Consider the following 26,245-nt stretch of genomic DNA (forward strand, 5'->3'; position numbering starts at 1 on the left):
GCCACCCTCGCCCACCCCGCGCCCGAAAGGCCGCGCCATGCCCACGCCCCGGATCGAACACCGCTATCCCTGCGAGAATTGCGGCGGCAGCCTGCAGTTCGCGCCGGGTCAGAACGCGCTGACCTGCCCCTGGTGCGGGCATGTCCAGACCATCTCGCCGGGCGCCGCCCGCGCGCCCGCCCGCCAGCACGCGGGCGGGGCCGAGGGCCAGGATCTGCTGCTGCGCGACCCCGCCACGGGCCGCGCGATCCAGTGGGATGGCGGGCGCAAGGCACAGGGGCTGGCCGAGATCCCGCTGGCGCAGGGGCTGCGCGTGGACGACGCCAGCGACCTGACCGAAACCGTGCGCACGCTGTCCTGCCCCAATTGCGGCGCCCGGATCGAGGTGGACGGCACCGCCCACGCCGGCGCCTGCCCGTTCTGCGCGACGCCGGTCGTGACCGACACCGGCACCACCCGGCTGATCAAGCCGCAGGGCGTGCTGCCCTTCGTCATCACCGAGGATCAGGCCCGCGCCGCTTTGGGCGACTGGCTGGGCCGACTGTGGTTCGCGCCCGGCGGGCTGGTGCAATACGCCCGCCGCGGGCGGCGGATGTCGGGGGTGTATTCGCCCTTCTGGACCTTCGACGCGGACACGCGCACCGCCTATTCGGGCCAGCGGGGCGACCACTACTATGAAACCGTCTATGTCACCCAGACCGTCAACGGCCGCAGCCAGCGCGTGGCCCAGCAGGTCATGCGCACGCGCTGGCGCCGGGCCGCGGGCCGCGTCTCGCGCAGCTTCAACGACGTGCTGGTGCTGGCGGCCTCGTCCCTGCCGCGCCGCTTTGCCGATGCGCTGGCGCCGTGGGATCTGTCGCATCTGACGCCCTATGACCCGCAATATCTGGCGGGCTTCAGCGCCGAGGGCTATACGATCCCGCTGGCCGACGGCCACGCCATCGCGCGGCAGGAAATGGCGGGCGTGATCGCGATGGACGTGCGCCGCGACATTGGCGGCGACGTCCAGCGGATCGAGGCGATGGACACCGACCACGCCGCCGAGACGTTCAAGCACATCCTGCTGCCGATCTGGTCGGCGGCCTATCGCTATAACGGCAAGTCGTATCGCTTTGTCGTCAACGGCCAGTCCGGCCGGGTGCAGGGCGACCGCCCGTATTCGGCATGGAAGATCGCGCTGGCGGTGCTGCTGGCGGTTCTGGCGCTGGCCGGTCTGCTGTGGGCGGCAAACGAATCCGGCTATGTCCGGGTTGGCAACGCCGGGTTTTCGTCGCCGGGCGACAGGGTTCTTGCGGAATATCCGCCCGGGGGCTTTCGCCCCGGCGCGGACCATGTGATCCGATACGACTGACGCGGCGCGCCCCGCCGTTCCCGAACCCAAGGACCGCCCGATGATCCTGTGCGCTGGCGAATCGCTGATCGACATGGTTCCCCGCGACGGGCTGTTCCAGCCGCTGCCGGGCGGGTCGGTCTGGAACACCGCGCTGGCGCTGGGGCGGCTGGGCGCGCCCGCGGGCTATCTGTGGCCGATCTCGCGCGACGGCTTCGGCGAATCGCTGCTGCGCCCGCTGGCGGATGCCGGGGTGGACACGGCGCTGTGCCCGCGCAGCGACCGGCCGACGACGCTGGCCTTTGTCACCCTGACCGGGGGCGAGGCGCGCTATGCCTTTTATGACGAAGGCTCGGCAGGCCGCATGCTGCAGGAATCCGACCTGCCCGCCCTGCCCGGGGGCCTCACGGCGCTGTTCATCGGCGGCATCAGCCTGGTCCCCGACCCCTGCGGCGCGGCGGTCGAGGTGCTGGCCACCCGCGCCGCAGCCGACGGCGTCCCGGTGATGCTGGACCCGAACATCCGGCCCTTCTTCATCGCGGATGCCGCCGCCCACCGCGACCGGCTGGACCGGCTGATCGGGCTTGCGTCCATCGTCAAGCTGTCGGCCGACGACCTCGCCTGGCTAAACCCCGGCGCGGACCCGGCGCAGGCCGCGCGCGCGCTGCTGGACCGTGGCCCGGCGCTGGTCCTGCAGACCGGCGGCGCGGCGGGGGCGGTCGCCCATACAGCGCGCGGCAGCCTGCGCGCCCCGGCGATCCGCGTCGCGGTCGCCGACACCATCGGCGCGGGCGACACGTTCAACGCGGGGATGCTGGACGCGCTGCACCGGGCGGGCGCGCTGTCGCGTCTGGCGGCGCTGGACGACGCCACGCTGGCCGCCGCGCTGGCCCACGCGGCCCGCGCGGCGGCCATCACCGTCTCGCGCCCCGGCGCCGACCCGCCCTGGGCGCGCGAGCTGCCCGCGGACTGATCCCGCCACGATCTTCTGATCCGGCACCGATCTTCTGGCTGGAAATATCCCGGGGCTGGCGAACGCCCGGAAAACGGTCCGGTGGACCGTTTTCAGTAAGCCAGGGGCGAAGCCCCAGGGGACTGGCCCCCGGTTCTCGCGCCGCCGGTTCTCGCGTCCCCGGTCCTCGCGCCCCCGGTTCTCGCGCCCCCCGATCAGGCCGCCGCCGCCGCGTCCACCCGCGCCGCCGCGCGGTCCAGCCGCGCGACCGCCTCGGCGATCTCGTCGTCGGTGATGGTCAGGGGCGGCAGCAGGCGCAGCACGTTGTCGGCGGCGGGCACGGTCAGCAGATGCTCGGCATAGCCCGCCTGCACCACGTCGCCGGGCGCGACCCGGCATTTCAGCCCCAGCATCAGCCCGGACCCGCGCACCCCCTCGAACACGTCGGGGCGGGCCGCGACCAGCCCTTCCAGCCGCTGGCGGAACAGCGCGCCCTTGCGGTTCACCTCGGCCAGGAACGCGGGATCGGAAATGATTTCCATGACCCGCGTGCCGACGGCGCAGGCCAGCGGGTTGCCGCCATAGGTGGACCCGTGCGTTCCCGCCGTCATCCCCGCGGCGGCGCGTTCCGTGGCCAGCACCGCGCCCAGCGGAAAGCCCCCGCCGATGCCCTTGGCGACCATCATGATGTCGGGCGCGATCCCCGCCCATTCATGCGCGAACAGCCGCCCCGTGCGTCCCATGCCGCACTGCACCTCGTCCAGCACCAACAGCGCGCCGGTCTCGTCGCACAGGGCGCGGATGGCGCGCAGCTCGTCGTCGGGGATCGGGCGGATGCCGCCCTCGCCCTGCACCGGCTCGACCATGACGGCGGCGGTGCGGTCGCTGACGGCGGCGCGCAGCGCGTCCATGTCGCCCCACGGCACCTGCCGGAAGCCGGGCATCAGCGGGCCATAGCCCCTGGTCATCTTTTCCGACCCGGCGGCGGCGATGGCGCCGGTGGACCGGCCGTGGAACGCCCCCTCGAACGTCACGATCTCGATGCGGCCCTCGTCGCCCGCGTCGTGCCAGTATTTCCGCACCATCTTGATCGCCAGCTCGGCCGCCTCGGTCCCCGAGTTCGTGACGAACACCGTGTCGGCGAATGTGGCATCCACCAGCGCCTGCGCCAGCGCCTGCTGCTGCGGGATCTGATACAGGTTCGACACATGCCAGATCCGGCCCGCCTGCGCGGTCAGCGCCGCGACCAGATCGGGGTTGGCGTGACCCAGCGCGTTGACCGCGATCCCCGCGCCCAGGTCCAGGTATCGGGTGCCGTCCGCGGTGATGGCCCAGGCGCCCTCGCCCCGGTCGAAGGCCAGGGGTGCGCGGTTATAGGTCGGCAGGACGGCGTCGATCATGGGTCGGTCCCTTGGCTGATGATGGGGTGGTGAACGGCAGGCGGGCGCGGCCCCGGCAATCGGGGCGCGGACGCCTCAGCGTCGGCGCGGGGTCTGGGCGCGGGACACGTTCATGGGACGCAGCGTTACCGCGCCCGGCGCGGGGGATCAACGGGGTATCTGCCGCGATGCGCGGGGGCGCGCGGCGTGCTATGCTTGGCCCGAACGGGGGGACGCAGCGATGGCGATCACGATCCGGCCCGCGCGGGCCGACGACGCGGCGTTCCTGCTGCCGCTGGTCAACGCGGCGGGGGGCGGGCTGCCGCTGCATTTCTGGACCGGCGCGGCCGGGCCAGGGCAGGATCCGTGGCAGGTGGGCCTGTCGCGCATCGCGGGCGACACGGCGGCGTTTTCCTGGCGCAAGGCGGTGGTGGCGGAACTGGACGGCACGCCCGCGGGCTGCCTTTACGCCCACGCGCTGCCCGACCGGCCGCCGCCGCCCGACCCCGGCCTGCCGCCGATGTTCGTGCCCCTGCAGCAGTTGGAGGACATGGCCTGCGGCACCGGCCATGTCCACGCCATCGCCACCGCGCCCGACCACCGGGGCCGGGGCGTCGGCGCGGCGCTGATGACCCACGCGGGGCGCTGGCGCGGCCCGCGCGGCATGTCGCTGATCGTGGCCGACGACAACGCCGCCGCGCTGGCGCTTTACGCCCGCCACGGCTACGCGCTGCAGGCGCGACGCGCGATGGTCAAGGACGGCTGGACCGGCACCGGGCGCGACTGGCTGCTGATGCGGGGCTAAGGGGGCTTACGCCTTCATCCGGTATCCCGACCGCAGCCAGCGCCAAGCCAGCCCCGCCACCAGCGCGACGGTCGCCGCCGTCACCGCCAGCCCCAGCGCGGGGTTCGCGTCGCTGACCCCGGCAAAGCCATAGCGCGCGCCGTCGATCAGATAGAATATCGGATTCCAGTGCGACAGGGTGCGGAACGGTTCCGGCAGCGCGGTCACGGAATAGAAGGTGCCCGACAGGAACGACAGCGGCGTCACGATGAAATTGGTGATCGCCGCCATGTGGTCGAACTTTTGCGCGACGATGCCGCCGATGATGCCCAGGCCCCCCAGCATCAGCGCGCCCAGCACGACGAACGCCGCCGCATGGACGGGATGCGCGGGCGCGTGGCCCGTCACCAGCGAAAGACCGGTGCCGATGACCGTGGCGACCAGCGCCGCGCGCACCAGGCTGCCGGCCAGATAACCGGCCAGGATCTCGCCCGCCGACAGCGGCGGCATCAGCGTGTCCACGATGTTGCCCTGCATCTTGGCCGAGATGATCGACGAGGACGAATTGGCGAACGCGTTCTGGATCACCGTCATCATCAGGATGCCCGGCCCGATGAAATCCAGATAGGGCAGGCCCATCACCTGCCGGTCCGACCCGCCCAGCGCCAGCGCGAACACCACCACGAACAGCGCCGAGGTGATCAGCGGGGCGAACACCGTCTGCTGCCACACCGCCATGAAGCGCATGATCTCGCGCCCCGCCAGCGTCGCCAAGCCGCGCCAGTTGATGCGCCCGAACCGGCGCACGGCCTGCCCGCCATAGTCGAACGGGCGCGCCGCGGGCGGGGGAACGTGGGGGCGGGCGGGGGAAACCGGCATCGGGCGTCCTTGAACTGGGCGGGTGCAACGTGTAGTTCTTGGCATCCCGCTTAGACCAGAAGCGGCGTGGCCGGTGCAAGCCCGCCCCCGCGCCCCTTCCGCAAGGAGCCCGTGATGTCCTGGACCGACGAGCGCGTCGAGACCCTCAAACGCATGTGGAGCGAGGGGCAGTCCGCCAGCCAGATCGCCAAGGAACTGGGCGGCGTGACCCGCAACGCCGTGATCGGCAAGGTCCATCGCCTGGGTCTGTCGAACCGCGCCGAGGGCGAGGAGGCCGCCGCCGCGCCCGAACCCGCGCCCCAGCCGGCCGAACAGCCGCCCGCGCCCGCCGCACCCGCGCGCGCCGCCAACGCCCCGGCCGCCCCCCAGCGCCCCGAGCCGCAGGCCGACCCCGCGCCGCCCGAGGCCGCGCCGGAACCGGCCGCGCCCGAGCCGGTGGCTTACGCCCCGGTGTTCACCCCGCGCCGCCCCATCGTGCCCGCGGGCCAGCCCCTGCCGCCGCAGCCCTCGGCCAACGAGATTTCGCCCGAGGCGCTGGCGAGCGTCCGCGAGGTCGAAAAGCGCGCCCGCAAGCTGACCCTGATGGAGCTGACCGAGCGGACCTGCAAATGGCCCATCGGCGACCCCGCGACCGACAAGTTCTGGTTCTGCGGCCTGCCCTCGCAGGCGGGCAAGCCCTATTGCGAGGCCCATGTGGGCGTCGCGTTCCAGCCGATGAGCGCGCGCCGCGACCGGCGGCGCTGATCCGGGCGGCATGACGTGAAAACCCGCCTGACGTGAAAAGGGCCGCTGCGGTTGCAGCGGCCCTTTCGCTTGGCAGGGGCGCGCGCGCGCGCGCGTGCGGATCAACCGTGGCTGGCCCATGTCAGGGACAACCGCATCCCCCTGCGGGGGCACGGGCGCGCGCCGCGTGCGGATCAACCGTCGTCGCCCCCGCGGCCGTCGCCCCCGCTGTCATCTCCGCCGCGGTCGTCGCCGCCCCGATCATCGCCACCGCGATCATCGCCGCCGCCGTCATCGTCGTGGCCGCGCCCGCCCCGGCCGTCGCCATCGTCGTCGCCGCGCCCGCCGCGTCCGTCGTTGTCATCATCGTGGTCATCGTCATCACCGCGCCCACGGCGCCGGTCGTCGCCATCGTCGTCGTCGCTGCGGCGGCCCTCTTGCGACAGCAGCGCGCCGGTGGCGGCGTCATAGATCAGCTCGACGCGCTGGTCGCCGCGCCGGGCGTCAACCTCCAGCCGGCCATCGTCGCGGTCGAACCCGATATCCGTGAATCCCTGCCCCGCCAGATCGCGCTGGATGCTGTCGGTCATCTGGTCCGCCTGTGCGATGCCGGCGCCCAGCACCACGGCGGCGGTGGCAAGCATGATCTTTCGCATGATCCATCTCCGTTGTCGGCGACGGGTCACGTCCCGTCCCCCAAGTGATACCGCGCAACGCCGCGCAAGGTTCGTCGCAACCGCGTGATGGGCGCGGATTCGCCGGCCGGGGGGGGCACCTGCGACAGACGCCCGATTCCACAAACGCGGCAAGGACGACGGGCAGCCGCTCGCCACGCCCCCGCGCGCCGAACACGAGAACTGGCCGCCCGACGCCGCCCGGGCCAGGCCCCACCCGCGCGCGCCGGGCACCGTTCACGGCGCACCCCCGCACGATCCGGCCGCACCCCCGCATCATCCGCCGCACTGGCATTGCGGGGGCGGCTTGGATAAACAACCCCCGACCCACAGGACACGCACATGCCCCGCCATCTCATCACCTCGGCCATTCCCTATATCAACGGCATCAAGCATCTGGGGAACCTGATCGGCAGCCAGTTGCCCGCCGACCTGTTCGCCCGCTATCAGCGCGCGCGGGCACGAGGTGATGTTCATCTGCGCGACCGACGAACACGGCACCCCCGCCGAACTGGCCGCCGCCAAGGCGGGCAAGCCCGTCGATGTGTTCTGCGCCGAGATGCACGACATCCAGGCCGACATCGCCCGCCGCTTCGGCCTGTCCTTCGACAAGTTCGGCCGGTCGTCGTCGCCCCAGAACCACCGGCTGACCCAGCATTTCGCGGGCAGGCTGGCCGAGAACGGCTATATCGCCGAGGTGTCGGAACGGCAGGTCTATTCGCGCGCCGACGGCCGCTTTCTGCCCGACCGCTATATCGAGGGCACCTGCCCCAACTGCGGCTATGACCGCGCCCGCGGCGACCAGTGCGAGAACTGCACCAAGCAGCTTGACCCGACCGACCTGATCGACCCGCGGTCCGCCATCAGCGGCTCGACCGACCTTGAGGTGCGGGAAACCAAGCACCTGTATCTGCGCCAGTCCGCGCTGAGGGACCGGCTGGCCGAATGGATCGACAGCAAGACCGACTGGCCGATCCTGACCACCTCGATCGCGCGCAAATGGCTGAACGACGGCGAGGGGCTGCGCGACCGCGGCATCACCCGCGACCTCGACTGGGGCGTGCCGGTCCGCAAGGGCGACCAGCCCTGGCCGGGGATGGAGGGCAAGGTCTTCTATGTCTGGTTCGACGCACCCATCGAATACATCGCCGCCACCAAGGAGCTGACCGACGCGCGGGGCGAGCCGGATGCGGCGTGGCTGCGCTGGTGGCGGCTGGACCACGGCGCGGGGGACGTGACCTATACCCAGTTCATGGGCAAGGACAACGTGCCGTTCCACACGCTGTCCTTCCCGGCCACGATCATGGGGTCGGGCGAGCCGTGGAAGCTGGTCGATTACATCAAGTCGTTCAACTACCTGAACTATGACGGCGGCCAGTTCTCGACCTCGCAGGGGCGCGGCGTGTTCATGGACCAGGCGCTGCAGATCCTGCCCGCCGACTACTGGCGCTGGTGGCTGCTGAGCCATGCGCCCGAAGGGTCCGACGCCGAGTTCACGTGGGAGAACTTCCAGACCTCGGTGAACAAGGACCTGGCCGACGTGCTGGGCAACTTCGTCAGCCGCATCACCAAGTTCTGCCGGTCCAGGTTCGGCGAGACGATCCCGGACGGCGGCGAACACGGCGAGGCCGAGCGCGAGCTGATTGCCGCGCTGACGACCCGCATCCGCGCCTATGAAACCCACATGGCCGCGATGGAGGTGCGCAAGTCCGCCGCCGAGCTGCGCGCGATCTGGGTTCTGGGCAACGAATACCTGCAGTCGGCCGCGCCCTGGGCCACGTTCAAGACCGACCCCGACCGCGCCGCAATGCAGGTGCGGCTGGGGCTGAACCTGATCCGGCTTTACGCGGTGCTGTCGGCCCCCTTTATCCCGTTCGCGGCGGATGCGATGCTGGCCGCGATGCGCACCGATGACCGCGGCTGGCCCGACGAGGTCGGGGCCGCCCTTGCGCTGCTGCCGCCCGGCCACGGCTTTGACGTGCCCGAGGTGCTGTTCGCCAAGATCACCGACGAAAGCCGCGAGGACTGGCAGCAGCGGTTCCAGGGCGTGCGGGACTGAGGGGCTGGGGCTGGGGTTCCGCGGGGCTGACGTTCCGTGGGGCTGACGTTCCGCGGGGCTGACGTTCCGCGGGGCTGACGTTCGCGCCGGTTTTGCTGCGCGCGCGGCGCGCGACACGCCGAGCCAACGGTTCGGAAAACCGCCGCCGTCATTCCAGACGCCTCCCCGGCCCCCAAACACCCCGGCCCGCCGTGAACGAAGGGGTTCCGGCCCCCCCGGACCGGAACCCCTCGCCCCCCGCGTGCCCCCTGCCACCACACGCGATCCGAAACGGGTTCAGCCGTCCTGGCCGATGCCCCTGTCATGCCCCGGCGCGCGATTCGGTTCAAACCCCGAACGCTGCACATTTGTTTCAATTCACCTTGGTCTCGGGGCCGGGCCGCGCTATCCCGCGCCAGACCGCGCCAGACCGCGCCCCCACAGGAAACCTCGCATGACCCAGCAGCGCCTGCATCTCGTCTTTGGCGGAGAGTTGGAGAGCACCGGCTCGACCGTGTTCCGCGACCCCGCCGCCATCCATGTCGTGGGGATCTTCCCCGACTATGCCGCCGCCCATGCGGCTTGGAAAACGCACGCCCAGCGCACCGTGGACAGCGCCCAGACGCGCTATTTCATCGCCCATCTGCACCGCCTGCACGACGAAACGCGCGAGGCCAGTCCGACCGGCGAACTGGGCGTCTAGGGGGCGCCCGTGTCCGGCCTGGCCGACCTGGCGTTCTGGCGCCACCTGCGCGGGACGCGGACCTTGGCGACCCCGCCGGACCCGGTCGCGCCGCCGGGCGACGGGCCGCTGGTGCTGATCTGCGGGCCGTCGGACGCGATGCCGGGGCTGGCGGGCGCGCTGCGGCGGCTGCGGCCGGGGCTGCGGCTGGGGGCGCTGGGGCCGGTGGCGGTGGACCGCGGCGACCCCGCCGTGCCGCAGGTGCTGCCCGAACCGCCCCCTGACGCCGCGCTGTCGCGGCGGCTGCTGGCGGCGCTGGACCCGGCGGCGCTGGTGCTGACCGACGGCGCGGTGCCGGCCGCGCTGGTCTTTGCCTGCGACGACGCAGGCGTGCCGGTCACGCTGGTCGCGGGCCAGATCCCGCGCGCGCCCGCGACCCAGCGCGGCCTGTGGCACGACAGCCGCGCCCGCAGCCCGGTCACGCGCATCGCCCGCGTGCTGGTCCCCGACCGCGCCACCCGGGCCGAGGCGCTGCGCCTGGGCCTGGCGCCTGCGCGGGTGGACATCACCGGCCCGCTGTCCCCCGTCATCGACCCGCCCCCCGTGAACCGCCCCGAGGCCGAGGCGCTGCGCCCGCTGATGCACGCCCGCCCCGTCTGGCTGGCCGCCGCCCTGCCCCTGGCCGAGGCCGACGCGGTGCTGGACGCCCATGCCGCGCTGTTGACGGCGCGCCACCGCGCGCTGCTGCTGATCGCGCCCGCCGACCCGGCCGAGGCCGAGGCCATCGCCTCGACCGCCGAGGCGCGCGGCCTGTCGGTCGCGCGGCGCGAACGCGACGAGGAACCGGGGCCGGGCGTCCAGGTCATGGTTGCGGGCGACGCCGCCGAACTGGGGCTGTGGTATCGGCTGGCGCCCGTCACCTTCATGGGCGGCACGCTGGCGGGGGGCGGCGCGGCCCGCCACCCGTTCGAACCGGCGGGACTGGGATCGGCCATCATCCACGGCCCCGCGACCGGCGAACACGGCGCCGAGTGGACCGCGCTGGACCGCGCCCGCGCCGCGCGGAAGGTCGCGAACGCGGCCGCGCTACGTCCCGCGGTCGAGGATCTGACCGCCCCCGACCAGGCCGCGGCGCTGGCCCATGCCGCCTGGACCGTCGCCACCGACGGCGCCGCCGTCATCCGCCGCATCGCCGAGGCGGTGCTGTCCGACCTGCCCGAGGCGCGGGGTTGAGCCTGCGCCCCCCCGCCTTCTGGGACCGCCCGCCGGGGCTGGCGGCGGCGGCGCTGGCGCCGCTGGGCGCGCTTTACGCCCGCGCCACGGCCCGGCGGCTGGCAAGGGGCGCGCGCGCGCGCGTCGGCGTGCCGGTGATCTGCGCGGGCAACCTGAACGCGGGCGGCACCGGCAAGACGCCCACCGTCATCGCCCTGATCGAACGGCTGGCCGCGCGCGGCATCGCGGCGCATGTGGTCAGCCGCGGCCACGGCGGGTCCGAGACCGGCCCCCTGCGCGTCGATGAACGCGCCCACACCGCCGCGCAGGTGGGGGACGAGCCGCTGCTGCTGGCGGCCTTCGCCCCCGTCTGGGTGGCGCGCGACCGGGCCGCGGGCGCCCGCGCGGCGGTGGCCGGCGGCGCGCAGGCGATCATTCTCGACGACGGCTTTCAGGATCCGGCGCTGGCGCTGGACCTTGCGATCGTGGTGGCGGACGCCGCGCGCGGCTGGGGCAACGGGCGCTGCCTGCCGGCGGGGCCGCTGCGTGAACCCGTGGCGGCGGGGCTGGCCCGCGCCGATCTGGTGCTGACCATCGGCGACGCGCCCGCGCAGGCGGCGTTCACGGCGCGCTGGCCCGCCCTGCCGGTGCCGCGCCTGACGGGGCGGCTGGAACCGCTGCGGACCGGGATGGACTGGGCGGGGCTGCGGGCGCTGGCCTTCGCCGGGATCGGCCATCCCGGCAAGTTCTTCGCCACCCTGCGCGGCCTTGGCGCCGATGTCGTCCGGGCCGAGGCGCTGGCCGACCACCAGCCGTTCTCGCCGCAGATGCTGACGCGGCTGGAAACCGAGGCTCGGCTGACCGGCGCGCAGCTTGTCACCACCGAAAAGGACGCAGCCCGCCTGCCGCGCCGGTTCAGGCCAAAGGTGCTGACCCTTCCCGTCCGGCTGCGGCTGGACGATCCCGCGCCACTGGATGCGATCCTGGACCGGCTGTTTCTGCTTGGCGCAAATACTCCGGGGGAAAGCGGCCCGCACGGGCCGCTTGGGGGCAGCGCCCCCTAACCCTGGCCCAACCCGGGCGAGGCGCGGTCCAGCGACAGTTCGGCGTCCGAGAACACGATGGGCGTGCGGACGCCCGGCACCCCTTCGGGGTCGATGCGCAGCTTGCGGGCAATCACCTGCGGGTCGGCGAAGACGTCGGCCATGTCGTTGATCGGCCCGGCGGGCACGCCCGCCTGTTCCAGCGCCGCCAGCAGGTCGTCGCGGGTCCGCCCCCGCATGACCGCGCCCAGCGCCGCTGTCAGCGCGTCGCGGTTGGCCACGCGCGCGGCGTTTGTCGCATAGTCGGGCGCATTGGCCAGCGCGGGCAGGCCCAGCACCTCGCACAGGCGGCGATACTGGCCGTCGTTGCCGGTGGCGATGATGATCCAGCCATCGGCGCAGTCGAACACCGCATAGGGCACGATATTGGCATGGGTGTTGCCGATACGCCCCGGCACCCTGCCCGTCGCCAGATAGTTCATCGCCTGGTTGGCGGTCATCGCCGTCGCCACGTCCATCAGCGACATGTCCACCTGCTGCCCGCGCCCGGTCGCCTGGCGCTGGTGCAGCGCGGCCAGCACGCCCACCACCGCATAGACGCCGGTGAACAGGTCCACGATGGCAACGCCGGTCTTTTGCGGCTGTCCGGCGGGGTCGCCCGTCACGCTCATCAACCCCGACATGCCCTGCAGGATATAGTCGTATCCCGCGCGCCCCGCATAAGGCCCGGTCTGGCCAAAGCCGGTGATGGAACAATAGACCAGCCGCGGGTTGACCTCGCGCAGCGACGGCCAGTCCAGCCCATAGCGGGCCAGCCCGCCGACCTTGAAGTTCTCGATCACCACATCGGCGTCGGCGACCAGCTCGCGGACGCGGGCCTGCCCTTCGGGCGTGCGGAAATCGCAGACGACCGACCGCTTGCCGCGGTTGGCGACGTGGAAATACGACGCCGAGCGGTCCACCGTCCCGTCCGGGGCCGTCCTCTCGATGAAGGGCGGGCCCCACTGGCGGGTGTCGTCACCCTCGGGCGATTCGACCTTGACGACCTCGGCCCCCAGGTCGGCCATGATCTGGCCGGCCCAGGGACCGGCCAGGATGCGGGCCAGCTCGACGACCCTGATCCCGGCCAGCGGCGACGACACGGCGCCGTCTCAGTTCGACGCGGCGGGGGCGGCGGGCGCGGCGGCCACGGCCGCGGCGTGCTTTTCGTCGATCTTGGCCTTCAGCTGGTCCCAAGGCTGGTTCTGCACCTTTTCGCCCCCGATGATGAACGTCGGCGTGCCCTCGATCCCGTCGGCGACGGCATTGGCCTGGAAGGTGGCGATCAGCCGTTCCACCTGCGCCTTGTCGGCCCAGCAGGCGTCCATCTGTTCGGGCGTGAACCCGGCCTTGGCGCCGATCTTGCGCAGGTTGGCGGCGTATTCCTCGCCGGTCTTGGCGTTCAGCCAGGTCTCCTGCTCGTCGAACAGCATGTCGGCCACTGCGTAGTATTTGTCGTCGCCGCCGCAGTGGGCCAGGATGCCGGCCCACAGGCCGATCTCGTCGAAATAGACGTCGCGCTGGATGAACTTGACCTTGCCGGTGTCGATGTATTCGGACTTGAGCGTGCCGAAGCTGTCGGCGTGGAACGCCGCGCAGTGCGAGCAGGTAAAGCTGGCGTATTCGATCACGGTCAGCGGCGCCGACGCCTCGCCCAGCACGATGTCGGGCAGGACGGCGGGGGTCGCGGCGGTCGCGGCCTCGGCCGGGGCGGGCGCGGGCGCGGGCGCGGCGGTCGTCTGCGCGGCGGCGGGCAGCCCGCCCATCAGCGCGGCCAGCGCGGCGGCCGATGCAAGGCGGCGGATCGTCAGGGTCATGAGGTGGCCTTTCGGTCGTTGGCGTCCCGGCGGGACAGCGTGTTCAGCGCCAGCAGGCGCATGGCCCCGGCAAGCGCCGGATCGGAAAACTGCGCCGCCAGAACCTCGGCCTGCGCCTGCCGTTCGGGGCTGGGCTGGGCCGTGCGGCGGCGGGCGGCGGGGGCGTGGTCAAAGCTCGCCTGCCCCTCGGCAAAGCCGGTGGCGGCGGTCTGGGTCACGACGACGCGCGACACCGCGTTGAAGCCATAGCAGGCGTTCACCCGTTCGCGGATGCGCGGCAGGTCCATCTGCACCAGCGGCGCCTGCGCGCCAGTGGTCAGCAGGGTCAGCGTGGCGCCCATGCCCTTGCCGTGGCTGACCTTGACCGGGCGGGTATGGGCCGCCGTCTGCGCGCCCACGATCTCGGGCCAGTGGGTCAGCAGGCGGGCGACGGCAAAGCCGCGCTTTTCCGCGCCGCGGCGGATGTCGGTCGCGACCAGCAGGGCGGCGGCCTCGAACCCCCGCATCCGGCGGCGGGCCGGGCGGTCCTCGGCCTTGGGCCGGGTGGGGGTCTGGGGCGCGGCACGGGCCATCTGGTTCCGACGCAAAGGATTGCCGGCGCACTCTGGACCGGCGTTGCAAGGGATGCCAGACCGGCGCCCATGACGAAACGGGAAAGTTTGCGTGACCATCGCGCGGGCGACGGCGATGTCGCGGCGCGGTTGCTGGTCTGGTATGACCGCCACGCCCGGGTGCTGCCCTGGCGGGTGCCGCCGGGCGGGACGGGGGCCGATCCCTATCGCGTGTGGCTGTCGGAAATCATGCTGCAGCAGACGACGGTGGCGGCGGTGCGCGGCTATTTCGACCGCTTCACCGCGCTGTGGCCGGACGTGCAGGCGCTGGCCCGCGCGGACGAGGCGCGGGTGATGGCCGAATGGGCGGGGCTTGGCTATTACGCCCGCGCCCGCAACCTGGTCGCCTGCGCCCGCGCCGTCGCGGCGGCGGGCGGGTTCCCCGACACGCGCGAGGGGCTGGCGGCGTTGCCGGGGATCGGCGCCTATACCTCGGCCGCGATCGCCGCCATCGCCTTTGGCCGGGCCGAGACGGTGGTTGACGGCAACGTCGAACGCGTGGTGGCGCGCCTCTTCGCCGTGCAGACCCCGCTGCCGGCGGCAAGGCGAGAGCTGACGGCGCTGGCCGCGACCCTGACCCCCGCCGACCGGCCGGGCGATTTCGCGCAGGCGATGATGGACCTGGGCGCGACGATCTGCACCCCGCGCCGCCCGGCCTGCGGCATCTGCCCGCTGACGCAGATATGCGCGGCCCGCGCGCAAGGCATCGCCGCCGACCTGCCCCGCCGCGCCCCGAAAGCGCCGCGTCCCGTCCGCACCGGCACCGCCTGGGTCGCGCTGGACGCGACCGGCGTGCTGGTCGAACGCCGCCCCGCGCGCGGGCTGCTGGGGGGGACGCTCGCCTTCCCCTCGACCGGGTGGGACGGCAGCGAGCTGCCGCCGCCGCAGGACGGCGGCTGGCAGGCGTTGGGCGAGGTGCGCCACGTCTTCACCCATTTCGAGCTGCGTCTGACGGTGCTGCGCGCGCGACTGCGCAATCCTGCGCGCGGAGAGGTGGTTTCGCGCGAAGGGTTCGATCCGCTGACGTTGCCGGGGCTGATGCGCAAGGTCTGGGCGCTGGCGGAATGAACGCCGGTTTGCCGCCGCCCGCCGGGGCTGCCACCGGAAACCGCACGCGCTCCCGCCCCGGCATCCGCAACCCCGGCCGCGAACCCGGCGCCGTTCCAACGCGCGATCCGTGCGGCCCGCAACGCCAGTGATCTCTTGGCCCAAAATATCCTGGGGGAGGCCGCGCCAGCGGCCGGGGGCAAAGCCCCCCGGCACCCTCAGACCCCCAGGCACCAGCGCATCACCGCCTTTTGCGCGTGCAGGCGGTTCTCGGCCTCGTCCCAGACGACGCTGTTCGGGCCGTCCATCACGGCCGAGGTCACCTCGTCCTCGCGGTGGGCGGGCAGGCAGTGCATGAACAGCGCGTCGGGCTTGGCCTGCGCCATCAGCGATTCGTTGATCTGATAGCCGCGCAGCTGGTTGTGGCGGCGTTCCTTGGCCGATTGCGGGTCGTGCATGCTGACCCATGTGTCGGTGACGACCAGGTCCGCGCCCTCGACCGCGCGGGCGGGGTCGCGCTCGATTTCGGCACGGACGCCCTGGGCGCGGGCGAACTCCAGCCACTCGCGTTCCGGGTCCAGGGGCGGCGGCCCGGTGAAGGTGAAGTCGAAGCCGAACTGCCCCGCCGCCTGGATCATGCTGGCGCAGACGTTGTTGCCGTCCCCCGACCAGACGACCTTGCGCCCCGCGATCGGGCCGCGATGTTCCTCGAACGTCATCACGTCGGCCATGATCTGGCAGGGGTGGGTGCGGTTGGTCAGCCCGTTGATGACCGGGACGCTGGCGTATTCCGCCATCTCCTGCAGCGTCGCCTCCTCGAACGTGCGGATCATGATCAGGTCCACGTAACGCGACAGGACGCGGGCGGTGTCGGCGATGGTCTCGCCGTGGCCCAGCTGCATCTCCTGGCCCGACAGCACCATCGTCTGGCCCCCCATCTGCCGCACGCCCAGGTCAAAGCTGACGCGGGTGCGGGTGGAGGGTTTTTCGAAGATCAGCGCGACCATGCGGTTCGCCAGCGGCTGTTCGGCGTCGGGGGTGCCCTTGGGGGCGCCGTCGCGGGCGTCCTTCATCCGGCGCGCGGTGTCGATGATCGCCCGCAGGTCGGATTTCGAGGTCGTGTGAATGTCGAGAAAGCTGTTCATGATCTGCCTGTTGGGTCGCGTCCGGGGGGGCGGAGCCGGGATCGGGGGTCAGCCGGGAAAAGGCCGGGGGGCGGGGTGCCGGTCCGGTCAGGCTCGTCGGTGCGCGCGCGTGCCGCGTTCGGCCGCGCAGGGGGGCCGAGGCAGGAAGCGAACAGCTGATCGTGCGGGCTTACACATGATCGCGGCACTTCACCGGGCGAGGGGGGCGCGGTCAAGCCCCCCGACGCCCGCGCCCTGCCCCATCTTCTGGCCTCAAGTATCCCGGGCTGGCGAACGCCCGGAAAACGGTCCGGTGGACCGTTTTCAGCGGGCCAGGGGCGAAGCCCCAGCGGGGCAGCGCCCCGGCCTGCCCTCGCGTCAGCCCGCCCGCGTCGGACGGTCGAACACCTTGCGGCCCATCAGGCTGCCGACCAGATCGACCATCATCCGCGCGGTGCGGCCCTTTTCGTCCAGGAACGGGTTCAGCTCGACCAAGTCCAGCGAGGTCATCAGCCCGCTTTCGTGGATCAGTTCGCAGACCAGATGCGCCTCGCGGAAGGTCGCGCCGCCGGGGACCGTGGTGCCCACCGCAGGCGCGACCGAGGGGTCGAGGAAATCCACGTCCAGGCTGACGTGCAGCATCCCGTCCGCGGCGCGCACCTTCTCAAGAAAAGCCCGCATCGGCACGGCAAAGCCGTATTCGTCCAGCACCCGCATGTCGTTGACCACGATGTCGGTCGCCGCCAGCGCCGCGTGTTCCGCCGGATCGACGCTGCGGATGCCGAACAGGCAGATGTTGGCCTCCGGCACCGGGGCGGGAAACGGAGGGAACGCGTCGAACCCCGCGTGGCCGGCCAGATAGCCGACGGGCGTGCCGTGCAGGTTGCCCGATTCGGTCGTCTCGACGCTGTGGATGTCGCTGTGCGCGTCCAGCCACAGCACGAACAGCGGCCGCCCGGCCTCGGCCGCGTGGGCGGCGGCGGCGGCCGATCCCAGCGACAGCGAATGATCGCCGCCCAGGAACACCGGCATTCCCCGCGCCAGCGCCGCGCGGCCGGCGGCGGCCAGCGCGCGGGTCCAGCCCAGCGTTTCGGGCAGGTGGCGCACGGCGGCGTTGGCGCTGGTCTCGGTCCCCGAGGGGCCGGGGTCGATGTCGCCCATGTCCTCGACCGTGTGGCCCAGCGCGGCCAGCGTCCGCGCGATTCCCGCGACGCGATAGGCGGCCGGTCCCATCAGGCAGCCGGGCCGCTGCTGGCCGCTGTCCACCGGCGCGCCGATCAGGATGCAATGGGTCATCGTTTCCCCCGTTTGGCGTGGTGCGGGCGGCGGGACTTGAACCCGCACGGCCAGAGGCCCAGGGAGTTTAAGTCCCATGCGTCTACCATTCCGCCACGCCCGCGCCGGGTCAGGGGTAAGGGGCCGCGCGCCGGCCGGCAAGGGTCCACGGCCGCGCCCGCCCCGCCGACTGCGGCAGCTTGCGCCGCCATCCCGGTTCCCCCGGCAGGCAACAGCTGGAACCTGCCCGCCACCTGCGGCACCCCGCGCCGCGCCCGGTTCCCCCGGCGGGCTGAAGCAGCAACCGCCCCGTCGCCTGCGGCACCCCGAGCGCCCCGCGCCCGGGTCCCCCGGCGGGCAAACAGCTGGACCCTGCCCGCCACGCGCGGCACCCCGCGCCGCGCCCGGTTCCCCCGGCGGGCTGCAGCAGCAACCGCCCCGTCGCCTGCGGCCCCCCGAGCGCCCCGCGCCCGGTTCCCCCGGCGGGCAAACAGCCGGACCCGGCCCGCCGCCTGCGGCACCCCGCGCGCCCCGCGCCCGGTTCCCCCGGCGGGCAAACAGCTGGACCCTGCCCGTCACGTGCGGCACCCCGCGCCGCGCCCGGTTCCCCCGGCGGGCTGAAGCAGCAACCGCCCCGTCGCCTGCGGCACCCCGAGCGCCCCGCGCCCGGTTCCCCCGGCGGGCAAACAGCTGGACCCTGCCCGTCACGTGCGGCACCCCGCGCCGCGCCCGGTTCCCCCGGCGGGCTGAAGCAGCAACCGCCCCGTCGCCTGCGGCACCCCGAGCGCCCCGCGCCCGGTTCCCCCGGCGGGCAAACAGCTGGACCCTGCCCGTCACGTGCGGCACCCCGCGCCGCGCCCGGTTCCCCCGGCGGGCTGAAGCAGCAACCGCCCCGTCGCCTGCGGCACCCCGAGCGCCCCGCGCCCGGTTCCCCCGGCGGGCAAACAGCCGCAACCGGCCCGCCGCCTGCGGCACCCCGAGCGCCCCGCGCCCGGTTCCCCCGGCGGGCTGAAGCCGCTAGAACGCCGCCATGACGCTGCGATCCGCCCTGCCGTTCTGGATGTCGCTGATGCTGGTGCCGCTGGCCGTGCTGGCGACCCTGCGGGGCGGCTGGTGGTGGGTGCTGATGCCCGCCTGCGCGTGGTATCTGGTCACCGCGCTGGACGGGGTGCTGGGGCTGAACCCGGACAACCCCGACCCCGACACGCCCACCGCGCAGCTGCGCTGGCACCGCGCCATCACCGTGATCTGGTTTCCCGTGCAGGCCGCGGTGGTCTTCTGGGCGATCTGGCACGTGACCCACACGGCCCCCCTGGGCGGGTGGGAGAGGCTGGGCCTGTTCTTCGGCCTCGGCGTGATGTCGGGCACCATCGGCATGGTCTATGCGCACGAGCTGCTGCACCAGAAACCCGCGTGGGAGCGGGCCCTGGGCGACCTGCTGCTGGCGATGACGCTGTATTCGCATTTCCGCACCGAACATCTGCTGGTCCATCACGCCTGGGTCGCCACCCCCCGCGACGCGGTGTCGGCGCGCTATAACGAGGGGTTCTTTCGCTATTTCGCCCGCGTGCTGGCCGACTGCCCGCGATCCGCCTGGGCGGCGGAAGCGCGGCTGCTGGCGCGGCTGGGGCGGCCGTGGTGGGACCGGCGCAACCCGTTCTGGCGATACGCGGCGCTGCAAGGGGCGATGCTGGCGCTGGCCGCCGTGCTGGGCGGCTGGCAAGGCGTGGCGCTGTTCGCCTTCCAGGCCTTCGTCGCCGTCTGGCAGCTTGAGCTGACGAACTATGTCGAGCATTACGGCCTGACCCGGCGGCATCTGGGGGACGGGCGGTATGAACACGTCCTGCCGCGCCACAGCTGGAATGCCAGCCACACGGCGTCGAACTGGCTGCTGATCAATCTGCAGCGCCATTCCGACCACCACTACAAACCCGACCGGCGGTTCCCCCTGCTGCAGACCTATGCCGAGGATCAGGCCCCGCAACTGCCCCTCGGGTATCCGGCGATGACCTTCGTGGCGATGGTCCCGCCGTGGTGGCGGCGGCGGATGAACCCCCGCGTGCGGGCATGGCGGCGGCAGTTCTATCCCGACGTGACCGACTGGGGGCCGTATAACCGGGGCGAGAACCCGATGCCGCGCCGGGCGCTTTAGGGGCGAGCGGTGCGGCCCCCTGCGGCCCCGATGCCGCCGGCAACCTGCCAGCCCTTGTCGGCAGCGCGCACGGGGCGCGCTCCGGCGCAAGGGCGGAAAAAAGCCCCGCCGGGCGGACCCGGCGGGGCAAGTCCGTCCCGTGGCGCAAGGTCGGACCTTGCGCGCCCGAGACACCGGCGACCCGGTCGTCAGCCCGCGGCGGCCAGTTCCGCGCGGATCTGCTGGCGAAGAATGTCGATGGGGATCATCTGCCCGTCGCGGCGAAAATGCCAATAGGTCCAGCCGTTGCAGGACGGCGCCCCCTCCAGCGCGGCGCCGACCTGGTGGATCGAGCCCTTGACGTCGCGCCCGATCAGCGAGCCGTCGGCCCGCACCCGCGCGCTGTGGCGGGCGTTGACGGACACCAGCTCCTCGCCCGGGCGCAGCATGCCGCGTTCGACGACCTGGCCAAAGGGCACGCGCGGCTCGGCCCGCTTGCTGCCGGTGGTGGCCAAGGCGCTCGCGTCCAGGCGGCGGACGCGGGACAGGCGACGTCCCGCGACCTCACGGTAAGCCGCCTCACGCTCGATCCCGATATAGTCGCGGCCCAGCATCTTGGCGACGGCGCCGGTGGTGCCGGTGCCGAAGAACGGGTCCAGCACCACGTCGCCGGGGTTGGTGGTGCCGACGATGATCCGGTGCAGCAGGCTTTCGGGTTTCTGCGTCGGATGCGCCTTGGCCCCGTCGTCGCCCTTGATCCGCTCGGCCCCGGTGCAGATCGGCAGGGTCCAGTCCGAGCGCATCTGGATGCCCTCGTTCAGCGACTTCAGCGCCTCATAGTTGAAGGTGTATTTCGCGCCCTCGGTTTTCGACGCCCAGATCAGCGTCTCGTGCGCGTTGGTCAGCCGCTTGCCGCGAAAGTTCGGCATCGGGTTCGACTTGCGCCACACGACGTCGTTCAGCAGCCAGAACCCCTGGTTCTGCAGTTCCGCGCCGACGCGGAAGATGTTGTGATAACTGCCGATCACCCAGATCGCGCCGTCCGGTTTCAGCAGGCGGCGCGCCGCCGCCAGCCACGCCTTGGTGAACGCGTCATAGGCGGCAAGGCTGCCGAACTGGTCCCAGTGGTCGTCCACCGCATCGACGCGGCTGTGGTCGGGGCGGTGCAGCTCGCCCCGCAATTGCAGGTTATAGGGCGGGTCGGCAAAGATCAGGTCCACCGACGCCTCGGGCAGCGCGTTCATCGCCGCGACGCAATCGCCGTCAAGGATGGTGTTCAGCGGCAACACCGCAGCGGGCCGCGCGGCGCGGCGGGTCGTCAGGTCGGTTTTCATCGTCTCTGCCTCGGGTTCGCCGGCGGTTTTTGGTGCCGGTCGTGTCGAAGCCAAGATGAGTCACGGGTGATTCGCCGTCAAATACTATTTTGAATCAGTCACTTAGGTTTAGCTGTGGACACAACATCTTGTGGATGGCCGGAAATCCCCGCCTATGGAGGGGGCTGACCCCCCTTTCCGCCAGCGCGCGCTTGTGCGCGGGCGTGGGATAGCCCATGTTTTCCTCCCAGCCATAGCCGGGGTGCTGTTGCGCCAAATCCACCATGATGCGGTCGCGCGTCACCTTGGCGACGATGCTGGCGGCGGCGATGGACAGGCTGGCCGCGTCGCCTGCGACGATGGCGCGCGCGGGGCGGTCCAGATCGCGAGGGATGCGGTTGCCGTCCACCAGCACGACGCAGGGCGCGCGCGGCAGCGCGGCGACGGCCCGGCACATCGCCAGATGCGCGGCGTGATAGATGTTCAGCGCCTCGATCTCCTCGACCGAGGCGTGGGCCACGGCCCAGTCGGCGCAGGCCATGACGCGCGCCGCCAGCCGTTCGCGTTCTGCCGCCGACAGTTTCTTGGAATCGTCCAGCCCGCGCGGGATGCCGCGCGCGGGCAGGATCACCGCCGCCGCCGTCACCGGCCCGGCCAGCGGCCCGCGCCCGACCTCGTCCACGCCGCAGACCAGCGTCGCGCCGCTGGCCCAGCAGTCCTTTTCATGGCGCAGCGACGGGCGCGTGGGCCGCTTGGGCCGGGGCTTCGCCACCGGCGCGCCGGGAAACAGATCCTTCATCGGGTGATGGTGACGGGTTCGATCGCCACCTCCTCAAGGTTGTCGCCCCCGCCCTCGCGGTCGATCACCAGGAAATCGGCGGGCCGGTCCAGCGGCGTCAGCACCCCGTGCCAGACCCCCGCGCGCAGGTTCACGCCCATGCCGGCGGGCACGATGAACGCCAGCGGCGCGCCGGGGCGGCCGCCCGCGTCGGGGGCCACGACCGACAGCCACGGGTCCGGCCCCAGCGGCATGAACGCCTGCGACCCCAGCGGATGGCGTTCCAGCAGCGCGCAGTCATAAGGCAGGCTGACCGGCTGGCTGCGAAAGATCGAAATCACCGCCTCGCCGCCGCCGCGTTCCACCGTCACCAGCGCGTGATGGCGTTCGCAGCGCCCGGCGTTGATCAGCCGCGTGGGCGCGTCGCGCGGGGCCAGCAGATCGCCGAAGGGCGCGAACGCCTCGGGCGTGATCGGAACGGCGCGGATCGCGGTCATGGATTCTCCTGGCGCAAATACTCCGGGGTCCGGGGCAGCGCCCCGGTCCTTGGGGCGCTCATCGCCCCTGCCCGGCTGCGCCGAACCACAGCGGCGCGTGGCGGTTCACGTCCTTGTAAAGCAGATAGCGGAACCGCCCCGGCCCGCCCGCATAGCAGGCCTGCGGGCAGAACGCGCGCAGCCACATGAAATCGCCGGGGCCGACCTCGACCCAGTCGCGGTTCAGGCGATAGACGGCCTTGCCCTCCAGCACGAACAGCCCGTGTTCCATCACATGCGTCTCGGCAAAGGGGATCGAGCCGCCGGGGGTGAAGGTCACGACGGTGATGTGCATGTCGTGGCGCAGGTCGTCCAGGGCCACGAACCGCGTGGTGGACCAGCTGCCCTCGGTGTCGGGCATCGGGCTGGGCGGGATGTCGTTCTCGTTCGCCACCACCGGGTCGGGGGGCGTCACCCCGGCGGCGGGCTGCCACAGCTTGCGGAACCAGTGGAACCCCGCGTTGCCGGGCGTCGCGTTGCGGACCGACCAGGCGGCACCGGGCGGCACATAGGCGAACCCGCCGGGCGTCAGGCGGTGGCAGGCGCCGTCGATGGTCACGTCCAGCTCGCCCCCGGTGACGAACAGCGCGCTTTCGACGCGCGGGTCGTCCTCGGGGGTGTCGCAGCCGCCGCCCTCGGCCAGTTCCACGACATACTGGCTGAAGGTTTCGGCGAACCCCGTCATCGGGCGGGCCAGCACCCACATCCGCATGCCCGTCCAGCCGGGCAGATAGGTGGTCACGATGTCGCGCATCACGCTGCGCGGGATCACGGCATAGGCGTCGGTCAGGACCGCGGTGTCGGTGGTCAGCCCGGTCTGCGGCGGCAGCCCGGCCACCGGCCCGGCATAGCGCGACGGGGGCGGGGCGGGCGCGTCCTCGCCGGGGATGGGCGCGGGGTTGCCGGTGGGGGTGGTGTCGTCGATCATCGCTCTCTCCTTTTCGTGGCAGCTGCCGGGGAACTTCGCCCACCGGGGGGCTTCGCCCCCCGCGCCCCCCAGGATATTTCAGCAAGGAAGAACAGCCGCGCGCGATCTTCCTTGTCCAAATATCCCGGGGGGGCCGCGCGCCAGCGCGGCGGGGGCAGCGCCCCCCTATTCCAGCGCGGCCCTCAGCCGCAGTTCCGCGATGCGCATGACCTGCGCCTCGGCCTCGGCGCGTTCCGTGGCGCTGTCATTGTCCACCCGCGCGGCCATCGCGCGCATGATCCCCGCCTTGTCGTGGTCGCGCACCGCGATGATGAAGGGGAACCCGTGCTTGTCCGTATAGGCATCGTTCAGGCGCGTGAACGCGGCCCGTTCGGCGTCGGTCAGCGCGTCCAGCCCGGCGCTGGCCTGCTCGGCGGTGGACTCGGCGGTCAGGCGTTTCGCGGCCGCCAGCTTGCCGGCCAGATCGGGGTGGGCCCGCAGCACGGCCAGCCGTTCGTCCGCGGACGCGGCGCGGAACACCCGCGCCATTGCGCCCGCAAGCCCGCCGGCGCTGTCGTGGGCCGCGCCCATATCGCCGTCCCAGACCCGTTCGGCCACCCACGCGGAATGTTCATAGATGCCGCCGAAGCGGTTCACGAACGCCGCGCGGTCCATCCCCGACGGCCGTTCGCCCGCGCGGAACGGATGCGTCGCCGCCCAGTGGCGGGCGATGTCCAGCCGGGTGGCGAACCACACGCCGTCGTGCGCGCGGGCGTGGTCCAGAAACCGCCGCAGCCCCTCGGCCCGGCCGGGACGGCCCGCCAGCCGGTTGTGCAGCCCGATGGACAGCATCCGCGGCCGCCCCTCGGCCCCTTCGCGATACAGGCAGTCGAAGCTGTCGCGCAGATACAGGAAGAACTCCTCGCCGTTCGAGAAACCGCCGTTGGCGAACCGCATGTCGTTGGCGTCCAGCGTATAGGGCACCATCAGCTGCGGGCGGCCATCGTGGACGTGCCAGAACGGCAGTTCGTCGGCATAGCTGTCGGCGAGATATTCGAACCCGCCCTCCTCGCAGCCCAGCGCCACCGTGTTCATCGACGCGCGGCCCTGATAGAACCCCAGCGGGCGCGCGCCGGTGACATGGGTGTGCAGCGCGACCGCCTGCCGGATATGCTCGGCCTCGATCTCGCGCGGGACGTCCCGATAGTCGATCCACTTCAGCCCGTGGGTCGCCATCTCCCACCCCGCGTCGATCATCGCGCGGGTCTGTTCGGGGTTGCGGGCCAGCGCCGTGGCCACGCCATAGCAGGTGACCGGCAGCCCCTCCAGCATCCGGTAAAGCCGCCAGAACCCGGCCCGCGCGCCATAGTCGTAGATGGTTTCCATGTTCCAGTGGCGCTGCCCCGGCCAGGGCTGGGCGCCGACGATCTCCGACAGGAACGCCTCGGACGCGGCGTCGCCGTGTTCGACGCTGTTCTCGCCGCCCTCTTCATAGTTCACGACGATCTGGACGGCGATGCGCGCCCCGCCCGGCCATTGCGGATCGGGCGCGTCCGCCCCGTGGCCTCGCATGTCGCGGCTGTATCGCATCGGTGATCCCTCGTCGTCCTGCGCGCGCAAGGTCACGCGGGCGGCGGCGCTTGTCCAGCCGGGGCGTCGCGGCTTTCCGGCTGGCGGCAATGTCGGCCGGGCGCGCTCAGCGCGCGGGCACCATCTGCATGGGGCGCGGCAGGAACACCGTCAGCAGCCCCAGCACCGGCAGGACCGAGCAGATCAGGAACACGAAGCGGATGCCGTGGACGTCCGCGACCTGCCCCAGCACCGCCGCCGCGATGCCGCCCATGCCGAAGGCAAAGCCGAAGAACAGCCCCGCGATCAGCCCGGTGCGGCCGGGCACCAGTTCCTGCGCAAAGACCACGATGGCGGGCGCGGCCGACGCCATGATCGCGCCCACAAGCACCGTCAGAACCCCGGTCGCCGCCAGCCCCACATGCGGCATCAGCAGCGAGAACGGCAGCACGCCGAGGATCGAGAACCAGATCACCCGGCGCGTGCCGACCCGGTCGCCCAGTATCCCGCCCAGCATCACCCCCGCGGCGGACCCGAACAGCAGCAGGAACAGCATCACCTGCGAGACCTGCGTGCTGACCCCGAACTTGTCGATAAGGAAGAACGTGTAATAGCTGGACAGGCTGGCCATGTAGAAGGCCTTGGTCATCGACAGCACCGCCAGCACCCCGATCGCCATCACGATGCGGCTGCGCGCCAGCGCCGGCCCGGGGTGGCCGCGCAGCGCGCCCGCGCGGCGCCGCCCCTCGGCCCAGCGGCCGACCCGCCACAGCACGCCCGCGCCGGCCAGAGCGATCAGCCCGACCCAGCCCAGGACGCCCCGTCCCAGCGGCACGACCAGGAACGCCGCCAGCAGCGGGCCCAGCGCCTGCCCGCCGTTGCCGCCCAGCTGGAACAGCGACTGCGCGGTGCCGAAACGGCCCCCCGACGCCGCCCGCGCCACGCGCGAGCTTTCCGGGTGGAAGATGGCCGAGCCCAAGCCGATCAGCATCGCCCCCGCCAGCAGCCAGCCGTATTCGGGCGCGAAGGCCAGCGTCAGCACGCCCACGAAGCTGGCCAACATCCCCAGCGCCAGCGACTTGGGCATCGGATGGCGGTCGGTGACCAGCCCCACCGCCGGCTGCAGCAGCGAGGCCGTGACCTGGAAGGCGAAGGTCATCATCCCGATCTGCGCATAGCTCAGCGCGAACTCGGCTTTCAGCAGCGGATAGATCGCCGACAGCAGCGATTGCAGGATGTCGTTGACCATGTGGCACAGGCTGAGCGCGCCCAGCACGATCCAGTGCGGCCCCGCTGCCGCGCGGGGCGCATGGTCCGTCGTCACTGCCGTCATCATCCGCCCCCTGCGCCCGCACCAGTGCCGGGGGCAGATCAATCCTCGGCGGGGGCAGAGTCAACCTTT

Annotated in this window: 23 protein-coding genes, 1 tRNA gene and 1 pseudogene; 10 read left to right on the plus strand and 15 right to left on the minus strand. The window is 72.3% G+C overall.

Annotated features, from left to right (window positions below):
• Window positions 1-37: 37 nt before the first annotated feature.
• A complete protein-coding gene (locus EPA64_RS05670) occupies window positions 38-1,351 on the plus strand; it encodes a TFIIB-type zinc ribbon-containing protein (protein WP_246026627.1) in 1,314 nt (437 codons plus the stop codon).
• 40 nt (window positions 1,352-1,391) lie between these two features.
• Complete coding sequence (locus EPA64_RS05675) at window positions 1,392-2,303, plus strand: carbohydrate kinase family protein (RefSeq protein WP_134725275.1); 912 nt, start codon at window positions 1,392-1,394, stop codon at window positions 2,301-2,303.
• A 194-nt stretch (window positions 2,304-2,497) separates the two neighbouring features.
• Here the strand turns inward: EPA64_RS05675 and EPA64_RS05680 are convergent, their stop codons facing one another.
• On the minus strand, window positions 2,498-3,682 hold the full coding sequence (locus EPA64_RS05680) for an aspartate aminotransferase family protein (protein WP_134725276.1): 1,185 nt from the start codon (window positions 3,680-3,682) through the stop codon (window positions 2,498-2,500).
• A 220-nt stretch (window positions 3,683-3,902) separates the two neighbouring features.
• On the opposite strand from EPA64_RS05680, the gene EPA64_RS05685 reads away from it, so the two are divergent.
• Window positions 3,903-4,466, plus strand: coding sequence for a GNAT family N-acetyltransferase (locus EPA64_RS05685; protein WP_167626595.1), 564 nt, complete (start codon window positions 3,903-3,905; stop codon window positions 4,464-4,466).
• A 6-nt stretch (window positions 4,467-4,472) separates the two neighbouring features.
• Here EPA64_RS05685 and EPA64_RS05690 read toward each other — a convergent pair whose 3' ends face one another.
• Window positions 4,473-5,324: an ABC transporter permease gene (locus tag EPA64_RS05690; protein ID WP_134725278.1), complete on the minus strand. Its 852-nt coding sequence runs from the start codon at window positions 5,322-5,324 to the stop codon at window positions 4,473-4,475.
• Window positions 5,325-5,438: 114 nt separating this feature from the next.
• Between EPA64_RS05690 and EPA64_RS05695 the strand changes: the two genes are divergently transcribed.
• Complete coding sequence (locus EPA64_RS05695) at window positions 5,439-6,068, plus strand: GcrA family cell cycle regulator (RefSeq protein WP_134725279.1); 630 nt, start codon at window positions 5,439-5,441, stop codon at window positions 6,066-6,068.
• Window positions 6,069-6,241: 173 nt separating this feature from the next.
• Here the strand turns inward: EPA64_RS05695 and EPA64_RS05700 are convergent, their stop codons facing one another.
• Window positions 6,242-6,703 carry a PepSY domain-containing protein gene (locus EPA64_RS05700; protein WP_134725280.1) on the minus strand — a complete coding sequence of 154 codons (462 nt, stop codon included), beginning with the start codon at window positions 6,701-6,703 and terminating at the stop codon, window positions 6,242-6,244.
• Between the two features lie 360 nt (window positions 6,704-7,063).
• Between EPA64_RS05700 and metG the strand changes: the two are divergent.
• The 4 genes and pseudogenes from metG (at window position 7,064) to lpxK (ending at window position 11,717) form a co-directional block, all read left to right on the plus strand.
• Window positions 7,064-8,780 (plus strand): annotated as a pseudogene (gene metG / locus EPA64_RS05705) (methionine--tRNA ligase).
• Between the two features lie 433 nt (window positions 8,781-9,213).
• Window positions 9,214-9,462, plus strand: a complete 249-nt coding sequence (locus tag EPA64_RS05710) for a DUF4170 domain-containing protein (protein WP_134725281.1) — start codon at window positions 9,214-9,216, stop codon at window positions 9,460-9,462.
• A 9-nt stretch (window positions 9,463-9,471) separates the two neighbouring features.
• Entirely contained in the window at window positions 9,472-10,674 is a 1,203-nt protein-coding gene (locus EPA64_RS05715) for a glycosyltransferase N-terminal domain-containing protein (RefSeq protein WP_134725282.1), read from the plus strand.
• Window positions 10,675-10,676: 2 nt separating this feature from the next.
• A complete protein-coding gene (gene lpxK, locus EPA64_RS05720) occupies window positions 10,677-11,717 on the plus strand; it encodes a tetraacyldisaccharide 4'-kinase (RefSeq protein ID WP_425467017.1) in 1,041 nt (346 codons plus the stop codon).
• On the opposite strand, the gene EPA64_RS05725 is transcribed toward lpxK, so the two are convergent.
• From EPA64_RS05725 to EPA64_RS05735, 3 genes are read right to left on the minus strand one after another with little or no spacing between them, the layout of a single operon-like run.
• The gene (locus EPA64_RS05725) at window positions 11,714-12,838 is read right to left on the minus strand and encodes a CaiB/BaiF CoA transferase family protein (RefSeq protein ID WP_134725284.1); all 1,125 of its coding nucleotides are present in this window, start codon (window positions 12,836-12,838) and stop codon (window positions 11,714-11,716) included. The two genes, lpxK and EPA64_RS05725, sit on opposite strands and share 4 nt — an antisense overlap.
• A gap of 9 nt (window positions 12,839-12,847) precedes the next feature.
• Window positions 12,848-13,552: a DsbA family protein gene (locus EPA64_RS05730; protein WP_134725285.1), complete on the minus strand. Its 705-nt coding sequence runs from the start codon at window positions 13,550-13,552 to the stop codon at window positions 12,848-12,850.
• Window positions 13,549-14,124: a DUF721 domain-containing protein gene (locus EPA64_RS05735; protein ID WP_425467014.1), complete on the minus strand. Its 576-nt coding sequence runs from the start codon at window positions 14,122-14,124 to the stop codon at window positions 13,549-13,551. Before EPA64_RS05735 ends, EPA64_RS05730 begins: the two co-directional genes overlap by 4 nt.
• A 69-nt stretch (window positions 14,125-14,193) precedes the next feature.
• Between EPA64_RS05735 and EPA64_RS05740 the strand changes: the two genes are divergently transcribed.
• A complete protein-coding gene (locus EPA64_RS05740; protein ID WP_134725286.1) occupies window positions 14,194-15,231 on the plus strand; it encodes an A/G-specific adenine glycosylase in 1,038 nt (345 codons plus the stop codon).
• Window positions 15,232-15,428: 197 nt separating this feature from the next.
• On the opposite strand, the gene argF is transcribed toward EPA64_RS05740, so the two are convergent.
• The 3 genes from argF to EPA64_RS05755 all read right to left on the minus strand — a co-directional run bounded on the left by argF (window position 15,429) and on the right by EPA64_RS05755 (window position 17,733).
• On the minus strand, window positions 15,429-16,355 hold the full coding sequence (argF, locus tag EPA64_RS05745; RefSeq protein WP_134725287.1) for an ornithine carbamoyltransferase: 927 nt from the start codon (window positions 16,353-16,355) through the stop codon (window positions 15,429-15,431).
• 357 nt (window positions 16,356-16,712) lie between these two features.
• Complete coding sequence (rocF, locus tag EPA64_RS05750) at window positions 16,713-17,630, minus strand: arginase (RefSeq protein ID WP_134725288.1); 918 nt, start codon at window positions 17,628-17,630, stop codon at window positions 16,713-16,715.
• A gap of 18 nt (window positions 17,631-17,648) precedes the next feature.
• A tRNA-Leu gene (locus EPA64_RS05755) sits at window positions 17,649-17,733 on the minus strand.
• Window positions 17,734-18,639: 906 nt separating this feature from the next.
• Here EPA64_RS05755 and EPA64_RS05760 point away from each other — a divergent pair.
• Window positions 18,640-19,761 (plus strand): alkane 1-monooxygenase, encoded by a 1,122-nt coding sequence (locus EPA64_RS05760; protein WP_134725289.1) that lies wholly within the window; start codon window positions 18,640-18,642, stop codon window positions 19,759-19,761.
• 188 nt (window positions 19,762-19,949) lie between these two features.
• Here the strand turns inward: EPA64_RS05760 and EPA64_RS05765 are convergent, their stop codons facing one another.
• The 6 genes from EPA64_RS05765 to EPA64_RS05790 form a co-directional block, all read right to left on the minus strand.
• On the minus strand, window positions 19,950-21,074 hold the full coding sequence (locus EPA64_RS05765) for a site-specific DNA-methyltransferase (protein WP_134725290.1): 1,125 nt from the start codon (window positions 21,072-21,074) through the stop codon (window positions 19,950-19,952).
• 94 nt (window positions 21,075-21,168) lie between these two features.
• Window positions 21,169-21,852, minus strand: coding sequence for a ribonuclease HII (locus EPA64_RS05770; RefSeq protein ID WP_134725291.1), 684 nt, complete (start codon window positions 21,850-21,852; stop codon window positions 21,169-21,171).
• A complete protein-coding gene (locus EPA64_RS05775; protein WP_134725292.1) occupies window positions 21,849-22,328 on the minus strand; it encodes an ureidoglycolate lyase in 480 nt (159 codons plus the stop codon). The genes EPA64_RS05770 and EPA64_RS05775 overlap by 4 nt, the downstream gene beginning before the upstream one ends.
• Before the next feature lie 58 nt (window positions 22,329-22,386).
• Window positions 22,387-23,295, minus strand: coding sequence for a bifunctional allantoicase/(S)-ureidoglycine aminohydrolase (locus EPA64_RS05780; RefSeq protein ID WP_134725293.1), 909 nt, complete (start codon window positions 23,293-23,295; stop codon window positions 22,387-22,389).
• A gap of 165 nt (window positions 23,296-23,460) precedes the next feature.
• Complete coding sequence (gene puuE, locus EPA64_RS05785; RefSeq protein ID WP_134725294.1) at window positions 23,461-24,864, minus strand: allantoinase PuuE; 1,404 nt, start codon at window positions 24,862-24,864, stop codon at window positions 23,461-23,463.
• 106 nt (window positions 24,865-24,970) lie between these two features.
• The gene (locus tag EPA64_RS05790; RefSeq protein ID WP_134725295.1) at window positions 24,971-26,176 is read right to left on the minus strand and encodes an MFS transporter; all 1,206 of its coding nucleotides are present in this window, start codon (window positions 26,174-26,176) and stop codon (window positions 24,971-24,973) included.
• Window positions 26,177-26,245: the final 69 nt, after the last annotated feature.

The sequence above is a fragment of the Paracoccus luteus genome, assembly GCF_004522155.1.
Taxonomy (GTDB): domain Bacteria; phylum Pseudomonadota; class Alphaproteobacteria; order Rhodobacterales; family Rhodobacteraceae; genus Paracoccus; species Paracoccus luteus.

Coding starts and splice junctions, on each gene's coding strand:
- EPA64_RS05670 (WP_246026627.1), top strand. CDS start 38: ATGCCCACGCCCCGGATCGAACACCGCTATCCCTGCGAGAATTGCGGC.
- EPA64_RS05675 (WP_134725275.1), top strand. CDS start 1,392: ATGATCCTGTGCGCTGGCGAATCGCTGATCGACATGGTTCCCCGCGAC.
- EPA64_RS05680 (WP_134725276.1), bottom strand. CDS start 3,682: ATGATCGACGCCGTCCTGCCGACCTATAACCGCGCACCCCTGGCCTTC.
- EPA64_RS05685 (WP_167626595.1), top strand. CDS start 3,903: ATGGCGATCACGATCCGGCCCGCGCGGGCCGACGACGCGGCGTTCCTG.
- EPA64_RS05690 (WP_134725278.1), bottom strand. CDS start 5,324: ATGCCGGTTTCCCCCGCCCGCCCCCACGTTCCCCCGCCCGCGGCGCGC.
- EPA64_RS05695 (WP_134725279.1), top strand. CDS start 5,439: ATGTCCTGGACCGACGAGCGCGTCGAGACCCTCAAACGCATGTGGAGC.
- EPA64_RS05700 (WP_134725280.1), bottom strand. CDS start 6,703: ATGCGAAAGATCATGCTTGCCACCGCCGCCGTGGTGCTGGGCGCCGGC.
- EPA64_RS05710 (WP_134725281.1), top strand. CDS start 9,214: ATGACCCAGCAGCGCCTGCATCTCGTCTTTGGCGGAGAGTTGGAGAGC.
- EPA64_RS05730 (WP_134725285.1), bottom strand. CDS start 13,552: ATGACCCTGACGATCCGCCGCCTTGCATCGGCCGCCGCGCTGGCCGCG.
- EPA64_RS05735 (WP_425467014.1), bottom strand. CDS start 14,124: ATGGCCCGTGCCGCGCCCCAGACCCCCACCCGGCCCAAGGCCGAGGAC.
- EPA64_RS05740 (WP_134725286.1), top strand. CDS start 14,194: ATGACGAAACGGGAAAGTTTGCGTGACCATCGCGCGGGCGACGGCGAT.
- argF (WP_134725287.1), bottom strand. CDS start 16,355: ATGAACAGCTTTCTCGACATTCACACGACCTCGAAATCCGACCTGCGG.
- rocF (WP_134725288.1), bottom strand. CDS start 17,630: ATGACCCATTGCATCCTGATCGGCGCGCCGGTGGACAGCGGCCAGCAG.
- EPA64_RS05760 (WP_134725289.1), top strand. CDS start 18,640: ATGACGCTGCGATCCGCCCTGCCGTTCTGGATGTCGCTGATGCTGGTG.
- EPA64_RS05765 (WP_134725290.1), bottom strand. CDS start 21,074: ATGAAAACCGACCTGACGACCCGCCGCGCCGCGCGGCCCGCTGCGGTG.
- EPA64_RS05770 (WP_134725291.1), bottom strand. CDS start 21,852: ATGAAGGATCTGTTTCCCGGCGCGCCGGTGGCGAAGCCCCGGCCCAAG.
- EPA64_RS05775 (WP_134725292.1), bottom strand. CDS start 22,328: ATGACCGCGATCCGCGCCGTTCCGATCACGCCCGAGGCGTTCGCGCCC.
- EPA64_RS05780 (WP_134725293.1), bottom strand. CDS start 23,295: ATGATCGACGACACCACCCCCACCGGCAACCCCGCGCCCATCCCCGGC.
- puuE (WP_134725294.1), bottom strand. CDS start 24,864: ATGCGATACAGCCGCGACATGCGAGGCCACGGGGCGGACGCGCCCGAT.
- EPA64_RS05790 (WP_134725295.1), bottom strand. CDS start 26,176: ATGACGGCAGTGACGACGGACCATGCGCCCCGCGCGGCAGCGGGGCCG.